15 protein-coding genes and 1 pseudogene are annotated in these 17965 nt (G+C 36.1%); 8 read left to right on the top strand and 8 right to left on the bottom strand.

Annotated elements, in window-relative coordinates; all coding sequences use genetic code 11:
- The first annotated feature begins 3 nt into the window (after positions 1–3).
- The 4 genes from ACWV26_RS17070 to ACWV26_RS17055 all read left to right on the top strand — a co-directional run bounded on the left by ACWV26_RS17070 (position 4) and on the right by ACWV26_RS17055 (position 4462).
- Complete coding sequence (locus ACWV26_RS17070; protein ID WP_455895880.1) at positions 4–1518, top strand: aldehyde dehydrogenase family protein; 1515 nt, start codon at positions 4–6, stop codon at positions 1516–1518.
- Between the two features lie 84 nt (positions 1519–1602).
- Positions 1603–2472, top strand: a complete 870-nt coding sequence (locus ACWV26_RS17065) for a 3-hydroxyacyl-CoA dehydrogenase (RefSeq protein WP_455895879.1) — start codon at positions 1603–1605, stop codon at positions 2470–2472.
- A complete protein-coding gene (locus ACWV26_RS17060) occupies positions 2469–3674 on the top strand; it encodes a 3-oxoadipyl-CoA thiolase (RefSeq protein ID WP_455895878.1) in 1206 nt (401 codons plus the stop codon). The genes ACWV26_RS17065 and ACWV26_RS17060 overlap by 4 nt, the downstream gene beginning before the upstream one ends.
- Positions 3675–3685: 11 nt before the next feature.
- Positions 3686–4462: an enoyl-CoA hydratase-related protein gene (locus ACWV26_RS17055; protein ID WP_455895877.1), complete on the top strand. Its 777-nt coding sequence runs from the start codon at positions 3686–3688 to the stop codon at positions 4460–4462.
- Positions 4463–4600: 138 nt separating this feature from the next.
- Here the strand turns inward: ACWV26_RS17055 and ACWV26_RS17050 are convergent, their stop codons facing one another.
- Complete coding sequence (locus ACWV26_RS17050) at positions 4601–5116, bottom strand: gamma carbonic anhydrase family protein (protein WP_455895876.1); 516 nt, start codon at positions 5114–5116, stop codon at positions 4601–4603.
- 79 nt (positions 5117–5195) lie between these two features.
- Between ACWV26_RS17050 and ACWV26_RS17045 the strand changes: the two genes are divergently transcribed.
- Both ACWV26_RS17045 and paaX read left to right on the top strand, forming a co-directional pair.
- The gene (locus tag ACWV26_RS17045; RefSeq protein ID WP_455895875.1) at positions 5196–6155 is read left to right on the top strand and encodes an NAD(P)H-dependent flavin oxidoreductase; all 960 of its coding nucleotides are present in this window, start codon (positions 5196–5198) and stop codon (positions 6153–6155) included.
- Between the two features lie 144 nt (positions 6156–6299).
- Positions 6300–7190, top strand: a complete 891-nt coding sequence (gene paaX / locus ACWV26_RS17040) for a phenylacetic acid degradation operon negative regulatory protein PaaX (RefSeq protein WP_455895874.1) — start codon at positions 6300–6302, stop codon at positions 7188–7190.
- An 87-nt stretch (positions 7191–7277) separates the two neighbouring features.
- On the opposite strand, the gene ACWV26_RS17035 is transcribed toward paaX, so the two are convergent.
- A complete protein-coding gene (locus ACWV26_RS17035) occupies positions 7278–7685 on the bottom strand; it encodes a PaaI family thioesterase (protein WP_455895873.1) in 408 nt (135 codons plus the stop codon).
- A 197-nt stretch (positions 7686–7882) separates the two neighbouring features.
- Here ACWV26_RS17035 and ACWV26_RS17030 point away from each other — a divergent pair, with 197 nt between their 5' ends.
- Together ACWV26_RS17030 and ACWV26_RS17025 are read left to right on the top strand one after the other, a co-directional pair.
- Complete coding sequence (locus ACWV26_RS17030; RefSeq protein WP_455895872.1) at positions 7883–8095, top strand: cysteine-rich CWC family protein; 213 nt, start codon at positions 7883–7885, stop codon at positions 8093–8095.
- An 80-nt stretch (positions 8096–8175) separates the two neighbouring features.
- Positions 8176–9024 carry an AraC family transcriptional regulator gene (locus tag ACWV26_RS17025; protein WP_455895871.1) on the top strand — a complete coding sequence of 283 codons (849 nt, stop codon included), beginning with the start codon at positions 8176–8178 and terminating at the stop codon, positions 9022–9024.
- A gap of 253 nt (positions 9025–9277) precedes the next feature.
- Here ACWV26_RS17025 and ACWV26_RS17020 read toward each other — a convergent pair whose 3' ends face one another.
- The 6 genes and pseudogenes from ACWV26_RS17020 to ACWV26_RS16995 form a co-directional block, all read right to left on the bottom strand.
- Positions 9278–10954 carry a ribonuclease J gene (locus ACWV26_RS17020; RefSeq protein ID WP_455895870.1) on the bottom strand — a complete coding sequence of 559 codons (1677 nt, stop codon included), beginning with the start codon at positions 10952–10954 and terminating at the stop codon, positions 9278–9280.
- Between the two features lie 150 nt (positions 10955–11104).
- Positions 11105–11446 (bottom strand): annotated as a pseudogene (locus ACWV26_RS17015) (L,D-transpeptidase); the annotation flags it as partial.
- Between the two features lie 314 nt (positions 11447–11760).
- Positions 11761–15225, bottom strand: coding sequence for a S8 family peptidase (locus ACWV26_RS17010; protein WP_455895869.1), 3465 nt, complete (start codon positions 15223–15225; stop codon positions 11761–11763).
- A gap of 299 nt (positions 15226–15524) precedes the next feature.
- The gene (locus ACWV26_RS17005; protein WP_455898285.1) at positions 15525–16262 is read right to left on the bottom strand and encodes an amino acid ABC transporter ATP-binding protein; all 738 of its coding nucleotides are present in this window, start codon (positions 16260–16262) and stop codon (positions 15525–15527) included.
- Between the two features lie 24 nt (positions 16263–16286).
- Complete coding sequence (locus ACWV26_RS17000; protein WP_455895868.1) at positions 16287–16946, bottom strand: amino acid ABC transporter permease; 660 nt, start codon at positions 16944–16946, stop codon at positions 16287–16289.
- Between the two features lie 126 nt (positions 16947–17072).
- Positions 17073–17852: an amino acid ABC transporter substrate-binding protein gene (locus tag ACWV26_RS16995; RefSeq protein ID WP_455895867.1), complete on the bottom strand. Its 780-nt coding sequence runs from the start codon at positions 17850–17852 to the stop codon at positions 17073–17075.
- Positions 17853–17965: the final 113 nt, after the last annotated feature.

The following is a 17965-nucleotide window of genomic DNA, read 5'->3' as shown; positions in this document are numbered from 1 at the left end:
AAAATGTCAACAACACAAACAGTAGTAGAACAAAATTCTTTGAAACGAGATTTCTATCACCTAATTATCAATGGTGAAAAAGTAGAAAGTTCAAATGGAAAAACAATCGAAACTTATAATCCAGCTACTGGTGAATTAGTTGCAAAAGTAGCAAAAGCAAGTAAAGAAGATGCAGAACGTGCTGTACAAGCTGCAAGAGAAGCTTTTGATCACGGTAAGTGGAGAAAATATCCTGTAGGACGTCGTGCACAAGTATTAAATAAGATTGCTTCCATTATGCGCGCTCGTTTCAATGAAATAGTGGAACTAGAAATCTTGGATACTGGTAAATCATTAAGTACTGCACAGGGTCAAGTCAATCAGGCAATTGAAGATTTTGAGTTCTATGCAGGTGCAATCGTTGGACATCGTGGTGTAGTAAATAATATGCCGGGCCAATTCCACAACTACACAGAAAAAGAACCTGTTGGTGTTTGTGCACAAATCATCCCTTGGAATTATCCAATCATGATGGCAGCATGGAAAATTGCACCGGCTATCGCAGTAGGTTGTTCAGTAATCGTAAAACCAGCTTCATTAACACCATTAACAGCAATCATCTTAGGTGAAATTTGCTTAGAAGCAGGAGTTCCAGCTGGTGTTGTCAATATCATCCCTGGATCTGGATCTGAAGTAGGCAACTATCTTGTTGAACATAAACAAGTTGATAAAGTGGCATTTACAGGTTCAACGCCAATCGGTAAAGACATTATGAATAAGGCTTCAGAAACATTAAAACGCGTAACACTAGAACTAGGTGGGAAATCACCAAACATCGTATTTGCAGACGCAGACCTAGATGCAGCAGTAGATGGCTCATTGTACGGTATTTTCTATAACTCTGGTCAATCATGTGAAGCACGTTCTCGCTTATATGTACAAGAAGATATTTACGAACAATTCGTTGAACAATTTGTAGCTAAAACGAAACAAATCAAATTAGGCAATCCATTTGAAAAAGAAACACATATGGGCGCTATCATTGATCAAAAACAAGTAGATGTGATTGATGGTTATGTACAATCAGCTATTCAAGATGGAGCAGATATTTTAACAGGTGGTAAAGTCGCACAAGTAGAAGGTTATGAAAATGGTTTCTGGTATGAACCAACAGTCATTGCAAATGTTAATCATTCGATGAAAGTAGTCAATGAAGAAATCTTTGGACCAGTTGTAGTCATTATGAAATTCAAAGATGAAAAAGAAGCAATTCAATTAGCAAACGATACAGAATTTGGCCTTGGCTCAGCAATATGGTCAAAAGACGGTGCAAGAGCAACACGGGTTGCTAACCAAATCCAAGCAGGTATCGTTATGGTGAACTGCCCATTCTCAGCAATGCCAGGTACACCATTTGGAGGATACAAACAATCTGGCTTCGGTCGTGAACTATGTATCGAAACACTAGATTTATATACAGAAACAAAAAGTATCATTTCTTACTATGGAAATCGTCCATTAAATCCACTAGGAATTTAATAGATAAGCGTTTGTTTCGAAATTAATAAATTGAATAGGGGGAGGTCCCCCTATTTTCATATTCTACTTTTTGGAGGTTTGAAGATGAAGAACATAACTGTAATTGGCTCAGGCGTAATGGGACGAGGCATTGCCTATGTAAGCGCTCTAGGTGGATTTGATACAACATTAGTAGATGTTAATGAGAATGCGTTATCGAGTGCAAAAAATGAAATTCAAACAATATTTGATAAAGCCATTAAATACAACAAAATTTCCGAACAACAAAAAATTCAAAGTCAAAGCAATTTATCATTCACAACTGATTTACAAAAAGGGGTAGTAAATGCAGATCTAATCATTGAAGCTGTGCCAGAAAAAGCGGAAATTAAACAAGCTGTATTTGAAAAAATGGAAGAATTCGCGAAAGACACATGCTTTTTTGCAACGAATACTTCCACGATGAGTCCAACTGAAATTGCATCTTTTGCAAAAAGACCAGAACGTACCATTGCGATGCACTTTTTCAATCCTGTTCACAAGATGAAATTGGTTGAAATTGTACGTGGGCTTGAAACAAATGATGAAACGGCTAAAATCATTGCCGAAGTGGCGCAACAAATGGGAAAAGAAACAGTTGTTATTCATGAGTTCCCAGGGTTTGTAACAAGTCGAATCAGTGCATTAGTAGGAAACGAAGCATTTTACATGCTACAAGAGGGATTAGGTAGCCCAGAAGATATCGATAAAGCTATTAAACTAGGACTAAATTATCCAATGGGGCCATTCGAGCTTGCAGACTTGGTGGGTCTTGATGCACGTTTAAATAATTTACGTTATTTACATGAAAAACTTGGAGAAAAATATCGCCCAGCACCATTACTTGAACAATACGTGAAAGCAGGTCGCCTTGGACGCAAAAGTGGTTGCGGCGTATACAATTACTCAGAAAGAAAGGAATTGGTGAAAAAATGAATGAAGTTGTAATTGTAGATGCTGTCAGAACGCCAATTGGTAAATATAAAGGTGCGCTAAAATCAGTAAGGCCAGATGATTTAGGTGCCGTTGTGATTAAAAGTTTAGTAGAAAGAAACCCTAATGTACCTGTTGATCAAATTGAAGATGTCATTTTCGGTAATGCAAACCAGGCTGGAGAAGACAATCGAAACGTTGCTAGAATGGCTGGATTATTAGCAGGCCTACCTATTGAAATCGGTGGTACAACGATCAACCGTTTATGTGGTTCAGGGATGGATGCAGTGCAATATGCAGCTCGTGCGATTAAAAGTGGTGAAGGGGATATATTCATTGCAGGTGGTACTGAAAGCATGACACGTGCACCATTTGTAATGGGTAAGCCGGAAATCGATTATCCAAGAGGAGATCAAAAACTATTTGATACTACGATTGGCTGGCGTTTCACGAATCCAAAGTTACATAAAATGTATGGCTCAGATTCAATGCCACAAACCGCAGAAAATGTTGCCAAGCAATATAATATCAGTCGAGATGCACAAGATGATTTTGCGTTTGAAAGCCAACAACGTGCAAAAAGAGCAATGGATAATGATCGTTTCAAAGAAGAAATTGTACCTGTTGAACTAACAGACCGAAAAGGAAATGTAACTATTTTTGATAAAGACGAGCATCCACGTCCAGAATCAACTAGAGAAAAGTTAAGTCAATTACGCCCTATTTTCGAAAATGGTACAGTAACTGCAGGAAATGCTTCAGGTGTTAATGATGGCGCTTCAGCATTACTCTTAATGAATGCCGAAAAAGCAAAAGAACTAGGGATTAAACCACTAGCTAAATATGTAACTGGAGCCATTGCAGGATTGGAACCAGCTGTTATGGGATTAGGGCCAATTTATGCAACAAGAAAAGCTTTAAAACGAGCAAATCTTTCAATTGATCAAATGGATCTCGTAGAACTAAATGAAGCATTCGCATCTCAATCACTTGAATGTATCAAACAATTAGAATTAGATTCTTCTATTGTAAATGTAAATGGCGGTGCTATTGCATTTGGACATCCATTAGGTGCAAGTGGTGCTCGTATATTAACAACACTTGTACATGAAATGAAAAAGCAAAATTCAAAATATGGCCTAGCAACCATGTGTATTGGTGTTGGTCAAGGGATTGCAACAATTATCGAAAATATACAGGAATAGGGGGAGTATAAATGTCCGTCGTTCTTTATGAAGTCAAGGAGCAAATAGGAATTGTCACAGTGAACCGTCCAGACGTTCTAAATTGTTTTAATTATGAAGTACTTGTGCAATTACAAGAGATAGTAAACGAAATTAGCGAAAACCCTGATGTACGTATTGTTATCTTCACTGGTGAAGGGGAAAAAGCCTTTAGCGCAGGAGCAGATTTAAAAGAACGGAAAACGTTAAATGACCAAGAGGTAAAACGAAATGTAAAAGCTATTCGAGATGTCTTTAATAGCATTGCGAATTTACCTCAGCCAACGATTGCTGCAGTAAATGGCCATGCATTAGGCGGTGGGTTTGAATGGTTACTAGCATGTGACTTCGCCATAGCTTCAGAAAAAGCATTACTTGGATTAACGGAAACAAGTTGGGCAATCATACCAGGTGCTGGTGGTACGCAACGATTACCACGTTTGATCGGTGAGATGAAGGCAAAAGAAATGATATTTACAGCGAAGAAAATATCGGCAAAAGAAGCAGTAGAATTAGGAATTGTTTTACATGCCGTCCCAGTTGATGAGGTTCTATCAAAAAGTTTAGAATTAGCAGCTGCTATATCAAAGAATGGGCCAATTGCAATACGCCAAGCAAAGTATGCAATCTCAAAAGGGATTGATATGGACATACAATCGGCGTTAGCACTAGAAACGGAAAGCTATGAAGTAGTAATCCCAACAACTGATCGAATCGAAGCATTAAACGCATTCAATGAAAAACGAGAGCCAGTTTTTTCAGGACAGTAATTTTTTCAGTCTAAAAGAAAATTATAAGTAGTTAAAAATGGGATTGGCAAAGCCAATCCCATTTCTATCAATACTCGAATTGTAATATCAAAATTAGTTCCAATATTGTTTAAGAATTCTTTTAATAGAAGCAAGGACTTACGAATTAAGTTCCTTTTTGAACTCTTGTCCTTTTTGAACATATGTATCGATGGAAAGTTGGATTAGATCCAAATCTTTTTCAGTTAATTCACGCACTACTTTTCCTGGTGAACCGACAACCAAAGATCTTGGGGGGATTTTTGTACCTTGTGTAATCAATGTATTGGCACCGATAATGCATTCTTCACCAATTTCAGCGTGGTCTAAAATGACTGAACCCATGCCAATTATGGATCGTTTTCCTACTTTACAACCATGTAAAACAACTTGGTGGCCAACAGTAACTTCATCCTCGATTACTACAGGCGCACCTTCATACAGATGAATAGTTGAATTATCTTGAATACTACATTTGTTCCCGATTGTAATGCGATCTTCATCACCACGTAATACGGCATTAAACCATATTGAAGTTTGTTCGCCAATTGAAACATCGCCAATTACATACGCACCAGGTGCCAAAAAAACAGAATCACGAATAGCCGGTTTTTTATTTAAATAATTGATAATCATGTAACATCCTCCGTTATATAATTTTGAATATTTGGAATTTTATTATAACATGAATATAGAATGAGATGAGGTGGATTCTATGAGAAATTTATGCAAACTCTTAAACATTCAATATCCGATTATCCAAGGTGGTATGGGGAATATTAGTAGCCCAATTTTAGCAAGTTCAGTAAGTAATGCAGGTGGCTTGGGGACAATTGGATGTGGCACAATGCCCCCACAAGAAGTGGAAGAATTGATTATTGAAACAAAAGAAAGGACGACTAAACCATTTGCTGTGAATATACCGATAAATGTAAATAAGTATTCAAAAGAGCTCGTACAACTTGTCATTTCACACAAAGTTCCAATCGTTTCGTTATCTGCCGGGAACCCAGCCCCATTTATAGTAAAACTTCATGAGGCAGGAATTAAAGTAATTGTTGTAGTGGCAGCAGTTAAGCATGCGATGAAGGCGGAAGAGGCTGGGGCAGATGTATTGGTTGCTGAAGGGTTTGAAGCAGCAGGTATTAACTCAAATCTAGAGTTAACAACCCTGACTTTGATACCACAACTCTCTAAAGCGGTGAATATACCTGTAGTAGCTGCAGGTGGGATTGCAAATGGAGATGGCTTGGCTGCTGTACTAGCACTAGGGGCATCAGGAATTCAAATGGGGACACGCTTTATAGCAACACAAGAAATGACAGTTCATAATTCTTATAAAGACCGAATTTTACAAGCAAGTGATCAAGAAACGATGATACTAGGAAGATCTGTTGGGCAAGTAAGGCGCGTATTGAGAAATCCTTATGCAGAAAAAGTTAGCCTAGCTGAAAAAAATGGGATGACATTAGAAGAATATAACCATTGCACAAGTGAAGTATTCCATGTAAAAGGTGCTCTTGAAGGAAACACAAATGAAGGATTTATAAACAGTGGTCAAATTGCTGGAATCATTCAAGATTTGCCAACTGTGCAAGAATTAATAGAAAAAATTATGCAGGAATTAAAAGAATGTATCACTAAGTTAGCTGATTATTCTATCGAGAAGGTTTAACGAATGATAGATAAAGTAAATAAAATATGTCATTATAATAGTTGTAAGAATAATTTGAAATATCCTTTTTAAGAATGATTGGTAAGTCATGAAGATTACATGATCTATGATATTTTGCAGTTAAGGTTGAAGGAGTGATCGTTTATGGCTGCTAATACACAATCGATGATTTTTACATTGTACGGAGATTATATTTGCCATTATGGTTCGAAAATTTGGATTGGTAGCCTTATTCAATTACTAAAGGAATTTGGACACAATGAACAGAGTGTGAGAGTAGCTGTTTCACGAATGGTTAAGCAAGGATGGCTACAGTCTGAAAAAAAGGGAAACAAAAGCTATTACTTTTTAACGACCCAAGGCGAACAGCGAATTTTAGAAGCAGGCAAGCGTATTTTTAAACTAAAGCCAAGAAAATGGGATGGCAAATGGCGAGTTCTTCTATATACAATTCCTGAGGAAGATAGACATATCCGTGATGAATTACGTAGAGAGTTACAATGGAGTGGTTTTGGTTCATTTACAAGTGGCTGCTGGATTTCTCCAAACAGAATGGTAGATGAAGTAAAAGGTATTATTCAAAAATATAATATTGAAAATCATGTAGAGTTATTTCTTTCAGACCATGTTGGCCCAACAGATAATGATCAATTAATCGCAAAGAGTTGGGACTTAGACGGTATTGAAAAACGTTATGAAGAATTTATCAATTTATATAGTAAACAATATATCATCCATCAAAGCGTAATTGCACAAGGGAATATGTCAGATGCGGAATGTTTTGTTGAAAGAACAAAGCTTGTCCATGAATACAGGAAATTCCTATTCATCGATCCGGGATTACCGGCAGAATTATTGCCACAGATGTGGAGTGGCAATCATGCAGCATTATTATTTAGCCAATACTATAAAGTACTTGCTGGGCCTGCAAGTCGTTTTTTTGAAAGTATATTCGAAAAGGACAATGATTTACATAAAAAAGAACAATCCTACGATGCTGGGTATCATCCTTATGTATTATTTGATGAAGCTTAATACTTTTTTGAAAAAGGAGTCATTGTACTTTCAAAGGTATGATTACTCCTTTTTCCTATGTCGCAAATGTAACAACTCATATAAGCTTTAATGTATTGGGTTTAGAATCATAATTGATGAAGTAACGTCTGCGACGACTTTGTTATTTTGAAGTAAAGTTGCTTCTGCATAGGCCACTGTACGCCCTAATTTTTTGATATGGGCTTTGACAGTAATTTCACCTACAAATGCAGGGCGATGAAATGTTGTATTGATAGAAATAGAAGTAAAGGATTGTGTTTCTGAAAGCAAAGACGCACTTGCATACGCCATTGCGATGTCTGCAGCTGATGTGATAAATCCACCCATGACCACTTGGTTCCCATTTAGTAATCGTTCATCAACCGTCCATAAACATAACGAATTTCCCTCTTTTGCTTCAACTAGCTTTAAGCCAAGAGTTACATCACAATTAGGTTGTTCTGCTTGACCTGCTATTAATTTATGTAACATCATGTTATAATCACCCTCCAATAAATCCTTAATTATAACTATTTTATCATGTATTTCCAGAGGGGAATACGATGCATAATGCGATTGATTCAATAGGGAATATATGAACAATGAGGTTTTTGAGAATTACTATGCAGAAATCAATATTCTAAAGGGAGTTTTATAAGTTCAAAGAATTAAAATATTAGCCTTTTTAAAGAGTGACTCAAAAGACAGAGAAAGGATTGTTAAATTTGCAAATCGATGAAAAGTATTGTCCGATATGTGGTGAGGAAAATCATTGTATGGCAGGTACAAGTGAACAAGATCATTGTTGGTGTAAAAATGTAAAAATTTCAAAAGAAGTGCTGAAATTAGTTCCTGTAGAAATGAAGGGAAAATATTGTATTTGCCAAAATTGTAGTACCAAGTGAAAATGTCCAAACTTAGCAAATATTGACCAGTTTATTTTAACTAGAGGCATTAAGATATATATGTAAGGAGTGAATCAGACATGTGGCTACAGTCCATTCAGCAGGCAATTGACTATATCGAGGAGAATTTGACAGAAAATATACGAGCTGAAGAAGTAGCAAGCGTAGCGAATTCTTCATCTTTCCATTTCCAACGAGCATTTTCACTGTTAACAGGTATGACTTTGGGAGAATATATCAGAGGAAGAAGACTAACGTTAGCAGCCCAAGAAATAGCGAATACGGATTGTAAAATCATCGATATAGCCTACAAATATGGCTACGAAACACCAGAGGCATTTGCTAAAGCATTTCGTAAGCAACATGGTATGAAGCCTACAGATGCAAGAGACCGTTCAAATAAGATTCATTCTTACAATAAGCTTGTCATAAAAGTAACTTTGAGAGGAGCAGAACCAATGAATTATAAGATTATTGAAATGGACAGTTTTCAAGTAGTTGGTGTAAAGCGTACTTTTTCATGTGCAAATGGGGAGCAATCTCCGAAAATTGCTCAATTTTGGCAAGATGTAAATCAGGATGGTACAAGTAGCCAATTAGCTACCTTTATAGATGGTACAGTGAATGGCCTAATAGGTATTTGTGATGTTACAGAGAAAGATATTATGGATTATTGGATTGCGGCGAGTCATAAAGATGAATATAGTGGCAACTTTGAAACCTATACAGTTCCAGCTAGCAAATGGGCGATTTTCGAAGTACATGGTGCAATGCCAAATGCAATGCCTATTGTGTGGCAAAAAATATTCCAAGAATGGCTACCATCACAGCCATATGAACTAGCACAAACACCTGAGTTAGAAGTGTATGGGGATGGAAATCCATATAGTGATGATTATTATTCTGAAATTTGGGTTCCAATTAAATAAGGAGGTTTAATTGAAAAAGGTTGATTCGAAGTATGAATCAACCTTTTGAATATAAGGACTGTGTACATTGTTTTTTTCTTTTTCTACAGAAATAGAGAACCAATTTTCTTTGTAGAGAATGACGTAAATTGCTGAACAAGCGAATACAATTTGAAAAAGAGCGAGTAAGGGATAGGAAAGAGCGAATTGGCCAACAAATAGGGTGAATAGATCGTAAAAAGAGCTAATAGAGATCTAATACCGTCTGCTTTTTTTAAATTTCAATAATAATTGGTAATATCATTGGTTTCCTTCTAGTTTGGGTGAAAAGATACTGACCGACTGCTTTTTTAACTTTTCTCTTCACAACATTCCATTGTTTTGCTTCTTCAACTTGAATATCTTCCACTGTTGATACTACTAAACGATTGACATTTCTTAAGAGGTTTTCGAAATCTTTTGCATAGACGAATCCTCGAGAAATTGTATCAGGTTCAGAAATAATCGTGCCATCTGTTTTACTAATGGTTAATACAATCACAAGCATGCCATCTTCGGATAACTGTTTACGGTCGCGTAATACAATTTCTCCAACTTCACCGATATCCACACTATCGACATACGTATCACCGGCCGGGATTTTACGTGTTTGACGAGCCTCTCCACCTTCGATATCTACAACATCTCCGTTTTTAATAATAAACGTGTGATCTCTTTCAACACCAACAGACTCAGCCAATTGACGATGGAGATAAAGCATTCTGTATTCACCATGAACAGGAATGAAATATTTTGGTTTCATCAACGATAGCATCAGTTTTAAATCTTCTTGATAGCCATGACCTGAAACATGCATACCTGTTATGGTTGAAGAACCATAAATCACTTTGGCACCAAGTTGAAATAAGTTATTCACAATCCGTGCAACGTCTTTTTCATTGCCAGGTATAGGGGAGGCAGATAAAATCACAGTATCATCAGGGTGAATTTGAACATCGCGATTATCATTATTAGACATACGGGATAATGCTGCTAATGGTTCACCTTGGCTACCAGTACAAAGAACAACTACCTCTTCTGGTGGAAGCTGCATTACATTGCGTGCATCAACAAGCATTCCTGGTGGAACATTTAAATAACCACGTTCAATTGCGACAGCTACTACATTTACCATACTACGACCGAGTAGAGCAAGTTTTCGATTGGTTTTTTTCGTCGCCTCTACTATTTGCTGAATACGGTTTACATTAGAAGCAAACGTAGAAATGATAATTTTTTTCTTAGCACCCAAAAAGGCTTCATCGATATGTTTTCCGACTAAGCGCTCTGAAGGAGTAGAGCCTGGTCGCTCTGCGTTAGTACTTTCAGAAATAAGTGCAATTACACCATTTGTACCTATTGCGGCCATTTTATGAATATCTGAACATTGATCATTTACAGGAGTCAAATCGAATTTAAAGTCGCCAGTATGTACGACAACTCCTTCTGGTGTATGAAATACGATGCCAAGACAATCAGGGATACTATGACTTGTTTTAAAAAAGGCAACCTTAATATTGCCAAAATCTAAATTAGATTCAGAGTCAATTTGTTGTAGCTCAGTTTCTCTTAGAATTTTATGTTCTTTTAATTTAATCTCAATTAACCCTAGAGTAAAACGGGTGGCATAAATTGGGACATTTAATTTTTTTAAAAAGTAGGGGATTCCACCAATATGATCTTCGTGACCATGTGTAACAACCAAAGCACGAACTTTTTCTTTATTTTCAAGTAAATATGAAATATCAGGGATGATTAGATCAATTCCTAATAAGCTTTCGTCTGGAAATTTTCCTCCGCAATCCACAAGGATAATATCATCTGCGTATTGTATTGCATACATATTTTTACCGATTTCGTTTATACCACCTAGTGCATAAATCGATAATGCATTCTTGCCATTCTTAGTCAAAAGAATTACCTCCTACTAGTCTTAACTCTTTTCTTTTTATTTTCATAATTATTTTGATTATTATCATCTATTAGTATGGCTAGCTGTTCTTTTTCTTATACGAAGGGAATGTCTTTAGGTATGAGAATAGGCAAGGAGTTTTCAAAATCTCTATTGGTGTATGGAAACAGGAGTACCTATAGGAACAATCCTTGAAAGTTCTTCAACATTTTTATTGTGCATTCGAATGCAGCCCTTTGAGACGGCTTTACCGATGGAGCTTGGATTGTTTGTGCCGTGGATGCCGTAATGTTCTTTCGATAGACTCATCCACATTGTTCCAAATGGACCTCCAGGATTTGGATGCTTATTAATGATGACAAAATTACCTGTTGGTGAATTGTGTAACATTCTACCAACAGCAATTGGAAATTGTTTTTCTATCCTTCCCTTGTTGAAAAGGGTGAGGTTACGTTTTTTGAGCGATATGACAATATGGTATGGAGTTGTATGAATCAAGACAATCACCTCCAGAGGTTTAAACTTAATTATCATATTTTATCCCGCATTAACGGGCAATATGACTCAACTTCAAGTCTTTAGAAAATTGGAAGAAGCAGCGGTTGAGATAACTGCCCGTAAATGCCCGATTGGTAAAATACAGTGAAACTTACCGATGCGTTAGTAGAGGTTTAGTTGAACCAATCGACAGTAGAACGAGACTAACAATCAGTGGGGAAGACCCCCCACTGATTGAAGTTTCACTTTATGCGAAATAAAAAAGATGACCACAATATCCTAAATGATTTTTGTGGCCAGCTTCTATATTACTTAACGTTTAATGATAGTTTGTAAGGATCGATTGAAGCGCGTCCTTTTGCATCACGAACTAAAACAAAATACGTACCTTTTTTCATCTTCAAGGATAGGACTTCTTTGTCGCCTTTTTCATAGATATCTGATTTAGCTACTCTTTTACCGTTTTGGTAGACTTCGATGACACCATCAATTTCTTTTCCAGCATCAAGTGAAAGGGTTGCCTGGCTATCCTTCTTGGAATCATAAACATACCAATCAGCATCTCCATTTTCATATCCTGAGTTGAAATAGCCTATTGCAGAGTAAGATTTGCTTGTGTTTTTCTTGAATTTGAGCGGTTTAGATGGTTTGTTTTTCGTTATTTTAGAGTTTGCATCTTCATCTGTTTTATTGACCGCATTTATTTTCAAATCGTAAGGCCAAAGTGTAATACCAGAAATTGAATCGATTGAAGAGTATACCGTTACAAAGTAAGATTTCCCTTTTTTCGCTTCAAAGGAGCCTGTTGTTGTTCCATATTCTGTTACATTCGTTATATAGGTTGTACGATCAATATCTTGCGGATCAAGTTTTTTGTTTTTATTAACATCTTCTGCGATTTCGATAAATCCATAGAATGGAGCTAACAATTCTTTTGGATATTTATCTTTTAGTGATGAAGTCAATGTTGTTCTTGAGAACTTAACGCCAAAGATTGAATCCTTTGGAGCAGTGAAATAGTAAGAGTCTACATCATTAGAAGTACCAAAGTTTGCTTGTACACCATTTATAGGAAATACCCTTGCTTTGTTTGGTTCATTATTGTCTTCATATTTATCCCCCGGATTACTTGCTAGTAATTTTGAAGTTAGTTGATATCCATCATAAGGGATTTGAGAAGATTCGAAGTTTGGACTAATTGATAAGAAATAAGTTTTATTCGGATCCAAACTAGCTATAAATTGACCTTTAAGCATTTCATTCATTGAGTACCAATCTTCATTTGTCGCTACGATTGAAAGAATTTGATATTCTTTGCCGTTTTCATTCTTATCCTTTACTACCTCAAACAATGATATATACGGAATATTTTTCGTTGGGGTAGGTAGTTGGAATTGGTAAATCCCTTTATTTGAAGGGGTAATTTTAAACCAATCTTCATCTTCGATATTTTGAAGATATCCTGTTGCTGAACTGCCTAATTGGTATGGAAGTGCCACGGATTCTAATTCGCTAATTCTTTGCGAGTCATCCATTGCTTCTGCTCCCATAAAAGATGTAATAATTGTGCCTGTATTTGTTTGGGTCACGGATACTGATTCGTCTGAAGCATGCGTTCTACCACTATAATTGTCTTCATCCGCAGGAATCGTTTTTCCTTCTAAGTGAACGTTGTATGGAAGGGCAGATTGTGAAGGGTCACTATTTTCCGGACCAAAGTACCCATTCATTAGCATTTCAAAAATATTAAAATCCGATAATAATAATTTGTTTGATACTTTTACATAATATTCTTTGTTTGCTTCTGTTTGGAATAGTAATGTTTCTCCCATGCTTGTACCACCTGAATTACTTGAGAAAAGAGGAGATGCTTCTTCTGATGGAACTTCAGATGGTATTTCGTTGCCGTTTTCATCAATAGTAATAGGGAATAACTCTTCTTTATCATAAACGGATAATCCTAAATCCACCCCAGGTATTCCGGAGACTGTAAACTTCATGAATTGCGCTTCTTTCGAAGTAAAGTGGAAGTAATCTTCGTCACCTTTTTCACCGATCATATAAAGTCCATCCTTATTATATGGCCAGTTTTCAATTTCAATTGGCTTAGTAGCTGTTGATTCAGCTTCAGGAAGTTGATCTAATTTCTCTACCTTTAGGGAAGCATATGATTGTTTTGCATTGGAATCATCATAACTTCCGTTCACATCTTTGATACCGATTGCTACTGTTCCACTAAATGGGGCTTGAATGAGTTTACCTTCCGTTTTGCCTTCTGTTACATCATTGATTTCTGTTTTTTGCTGCTGACTATCACCGAAAAATTGAATTGTCATTTTATAGTCGTATTGTGATGCCCCAGCTAAAGTAGCTTGTATATACTGACCTTTTTCAACAGGAAGTTTAACCCATTTTTGTTCAGATGGCTTTGTGAAAGTGTGTTTAATTTCTGCAGGTGCAATAATTTGCTCTGCATTATTGAGGATTTCCTGTTCACCCCAAGTTTCCGTTACTAAGGAAGGAATCTTTTTAACATCATATTTTAAAGCTGCAACTGGGTTAACCAAACCACTACCATACTTACTATCAAAACCCTTCGCTCCTAAATCAGTCGCTGTTTTTTCTAAAATATACTCTATTTCTACAGGTTTAAGATTAGGATGTTTTGATAATAGTAATGCTACTGTACCTGCTACTACAGGGGCAGCCATTGATGTTCCGCTAAGTCTAGTAAATGTGGATCCTTTTTCCGGATCGTAGAAAGTGGAATAGATATCTTCTCCAGGTGCAACGACGTCGGTAGAAGGTCCGTACGAAGAATACTCACTTAACTTCTTCTCTTTGTTAATAGATCCTACGCTAATAACCCCTTCATATTTTGCAGGGTAGACTGGATAATCTGATGCCTCATTTCCGGCAGCAGCAACCACAACAACCCCTTTACTGATTGCTTTATCAATTGCCTCTTTTAAAACATCTGAAGAGGAGTATCCACCTAAGCTCATGTTAATAACTTTTGCCCCTTGATTTACTGCTTCGAGAATGGCATTGGCAATCGTATAATCGAATGTCCAGGAATCTTCATCAAATATATCAAATGACAAGATTTTAGCAGCAGGGTCTATACCATAGCCGCCAATACCGTTATCCTTTTTTCCAGCGATAATACCAGCTACATGGGTACCATGTGTATTAGGTGAACTTGGATTCATTGGATTTAGGATATTCTTGCTCTTTATAATCGTTCCATTTAAATCAGGATGATTTCGATCGATACCTGTATCAATGACTGCAACCTTTACTTGGTTTTTTCCTGCAAGTTTTTGTGCATCAGCTGTTTTAAGTAAACTATGCATATATTGTTCACTTACTTTAGGATCTGCTACACTTGCTAGTTTATATTTTGGGCTTAAGCTAATAGAAACAACTTTCTTATTTTTTTGATAGTTTTGGATTGTTTGTTGTAGTTTGTTTTTATTTTTGACTTTTACTGCGACATAATTGAGACCGGTGATTTGGTTTAATACGATACCGCCAGCTCTTTTGTGATCGTTTAAGGTGAGTGGGCTTGAATATTTAACAATAATTGTATCATCACTATAATTTGATACTTTTTTACTTTGTTCTGCCTTAGAGGTTATACTTGGAGATTGAAGAATGGTGTTTGCAGAACCACTTTGCGCTTGTACTGCTAGACTACTAAATGGAGTAAGTACTAAAGCACAACTTAATCCAGCAGCTGCAATTTTTTTTGTAATAGATATGGATTTCACGAAATTCCTCCTTAATGATGGCTATATCTAAATCAACATAGCAATTCCTTTTGTGGTAATATATACCATTATAGTATATGGGTCTTTTTAAATATATAGATAATTACAAAAAGTCATTGTATAAATAAAAAAATTGTAAATAGATTGATATATTTTCCCTATCGATTAAAAATCTATGCGGAACTTTAATGAAATGGTTTAGCTACTTAAATATATTCGGAGTGGGGGAAGGGTGGAAATAAACGATAAAAAAAGCTGACCAAAAAGGAAACCTTGGTCAGCTTTTGATTTGAATTTATTTATTTTAAGCTACGCTTTAAAAAAGCTTTTGTACGATCAAATTGTGGATTGTCAAACAGTTCTTGTGGTGTGCCAGATTCGAGGATTTCACCATTATCCATAAAGACAACTCGGTTAGCCACTTCTCTAGCAAATCCCATTTCATGTGTAACCACAATCATTGTCATACTTTCTTCGGCTAAATCCTTCATTACTTGTAGTACTTCACCAGTCAATTCAGGATCGAGTGCTGAAGTCGGTTCATCAAATAACATAATTTCAGGATTCATCATAAGTGCACGAGCAATAGCAACACGTTGTTTTTGACCACCTGAAAGATTGGAAGGGTAGGAAGAAGCAAAGTTTGCTAGTCCTACTTTTTCTAATAGCTCATTGCTACGTTTGCTTAGATCTTTCGATGATTCTTTTTTTACTAAACGAGGTGCCATTTCAAGATTCTCTTTGACGGTTAAATGGGGGAATAGATTAAAATGTTGAAATACCATGCCCATTTTAGAAGTAATGCTCTTGATTTCAGGAGTTTTTGAATAAACACCATCTTTGACAAGATAATCTCCATCAACAGCAATACTTCCACCATCTATTTCTTCAAGATGCACAAGGCTTCTGAGCATCGTACTTTTACCAGATCCAGAGGGCCCAATGACCGCCACAACATCTTTTTTGTTTACATCAAATGTAATTTGCTTTAATACATCAAGATTGCCATATGATTTTTTTAATTTTGATACTTCCATAAAAGCCAAAATGACCACTCCTCTCTATTCAAATGTAAATCGACGTTCGATCCATTTAAAGATTAATGTTAGTATAAGTGTCATGATTAAGTAGATGACACCTGCTACGAAGAATGGAAAGATCGAAAAGTCTCGGTTAACTGCTGTTTCTGCATAGTGCAATAGCTCAGGAACAGCCACTGCGTAAAGTAATGCTGTATCTTTTACTAATGTTACGGATTCATTAGCAAGAGATGGGATCGCAATGCGGAACATTTGTGGCAAGATAATACGTGTTGTTGTTTGGAATTTATTTAATCCAAGTACTTGTGCCGCTTCATATTGTCCCTTATCTATTGCTAATAATCCTCCCCGGAAGATTTCCGCAAAATAAGCTGCATAGTTAAGGATAAAACCGATACACGCTGCAACGAATCGATCTAATACTAAGTAATCGCCGATAACAGGAATCATTGGTAAACCAAAGCAGATAATCAATAATTGAAGTAAAAGTGGCGTACCACGCATCACATAAATATAAGCTTGCGCTAACCAAGAGAGAGGCTTGAAGCTGCTTTTTACCGCCAATGTTAATAAGAAGCCAAGAGGAATAGATAACACGATAGCGATAATAAATAATAGTATGGTCATTTGAGATCCTTCAAGCATCGGCTTAAGAATCGAAATGAAATATTCCATGTTCATACAAGTGTTCCTCCTAAATGAAGTTCGCGGGTTGTGCAGAATAGATAATATATATATCTACGTTATCACAGTAAAAAACAAAACAGGTTTCCAAAATAGGAAACCCGATTTTGCCCGTTATATATTTTACTTTAATACTTTATTTTCGCCAAACCATTTTTTAGAAATTTCTGCTGCTGTGCCGTCTTGATTTAGTTTATCTAAAGCTTTTTGCAATTTATTTAATAATTCATCATTGCCTTTTTTAACACCAACACCATATTCTTCAGGTGCTAAAGATTCGTTTAGAACTTTAAAAGTTCCTTTTTCTTTAGACATATAGTAATCAATAACAACTTCGTCAATAACTACTGCATCTGTACGACCGCTTTTTAAGTCATTCAATGCCATAACATTATCTTTATACTCACTAACATTTTTAAGTTTAGATTTAATTGGATTTGCATTTAATGCATCTGCTGCTGATGATTGAGATTGTAAACCAACTACTTTTCCATTTAAGTCATCTAGCTTAGCAATTTTTGAATTAGCAAGTGTTACAACGACTTGAGCATTTTTTAAATAAGGTTTAGTGAAGTTAACTTTTTGTTTTCGTTCATCTGTAATCGTATATCCATTCCAAATTAAATCAATTCGACCACTGCTTAATTCAGATTCTTTAGTACTCCAATCGATTGGTTGAATTTTAGCAGTGTAACCCATTTCTTTAGCTGCTGCATTTGCGTAGTCAATATCGAATCCTACGATTTTGTTATCTTTATCACGGAATCCCATTGGTGCAAATGTATCGTCAACCCCAATAATCAATGTTTTATCATCTTTTGAAGCAGATTTGTTAGATGAACATCCAGCCATTATACTGAAAATAGCTACGACGAACATCGTCATAATCGCAAAACGTTTCATAGTTGAAAACCACCTTAAATTATTTAATTTTAATTTCTAACACTTTAGTTCACTAGTGTGTTAGTACGTTATCAAGTTAGTATATTATAACATCATTATTTGATAAAAGACAA

The sequence above is a fragment of the Rummeliibacillus sp. JY-2-4R genome (genome assembly GCF_053847205.1).
Note: the sequence above shows the minus strand (reverse complement) of the source record. Positions and strands in the feature narration are given on the sequence as shown.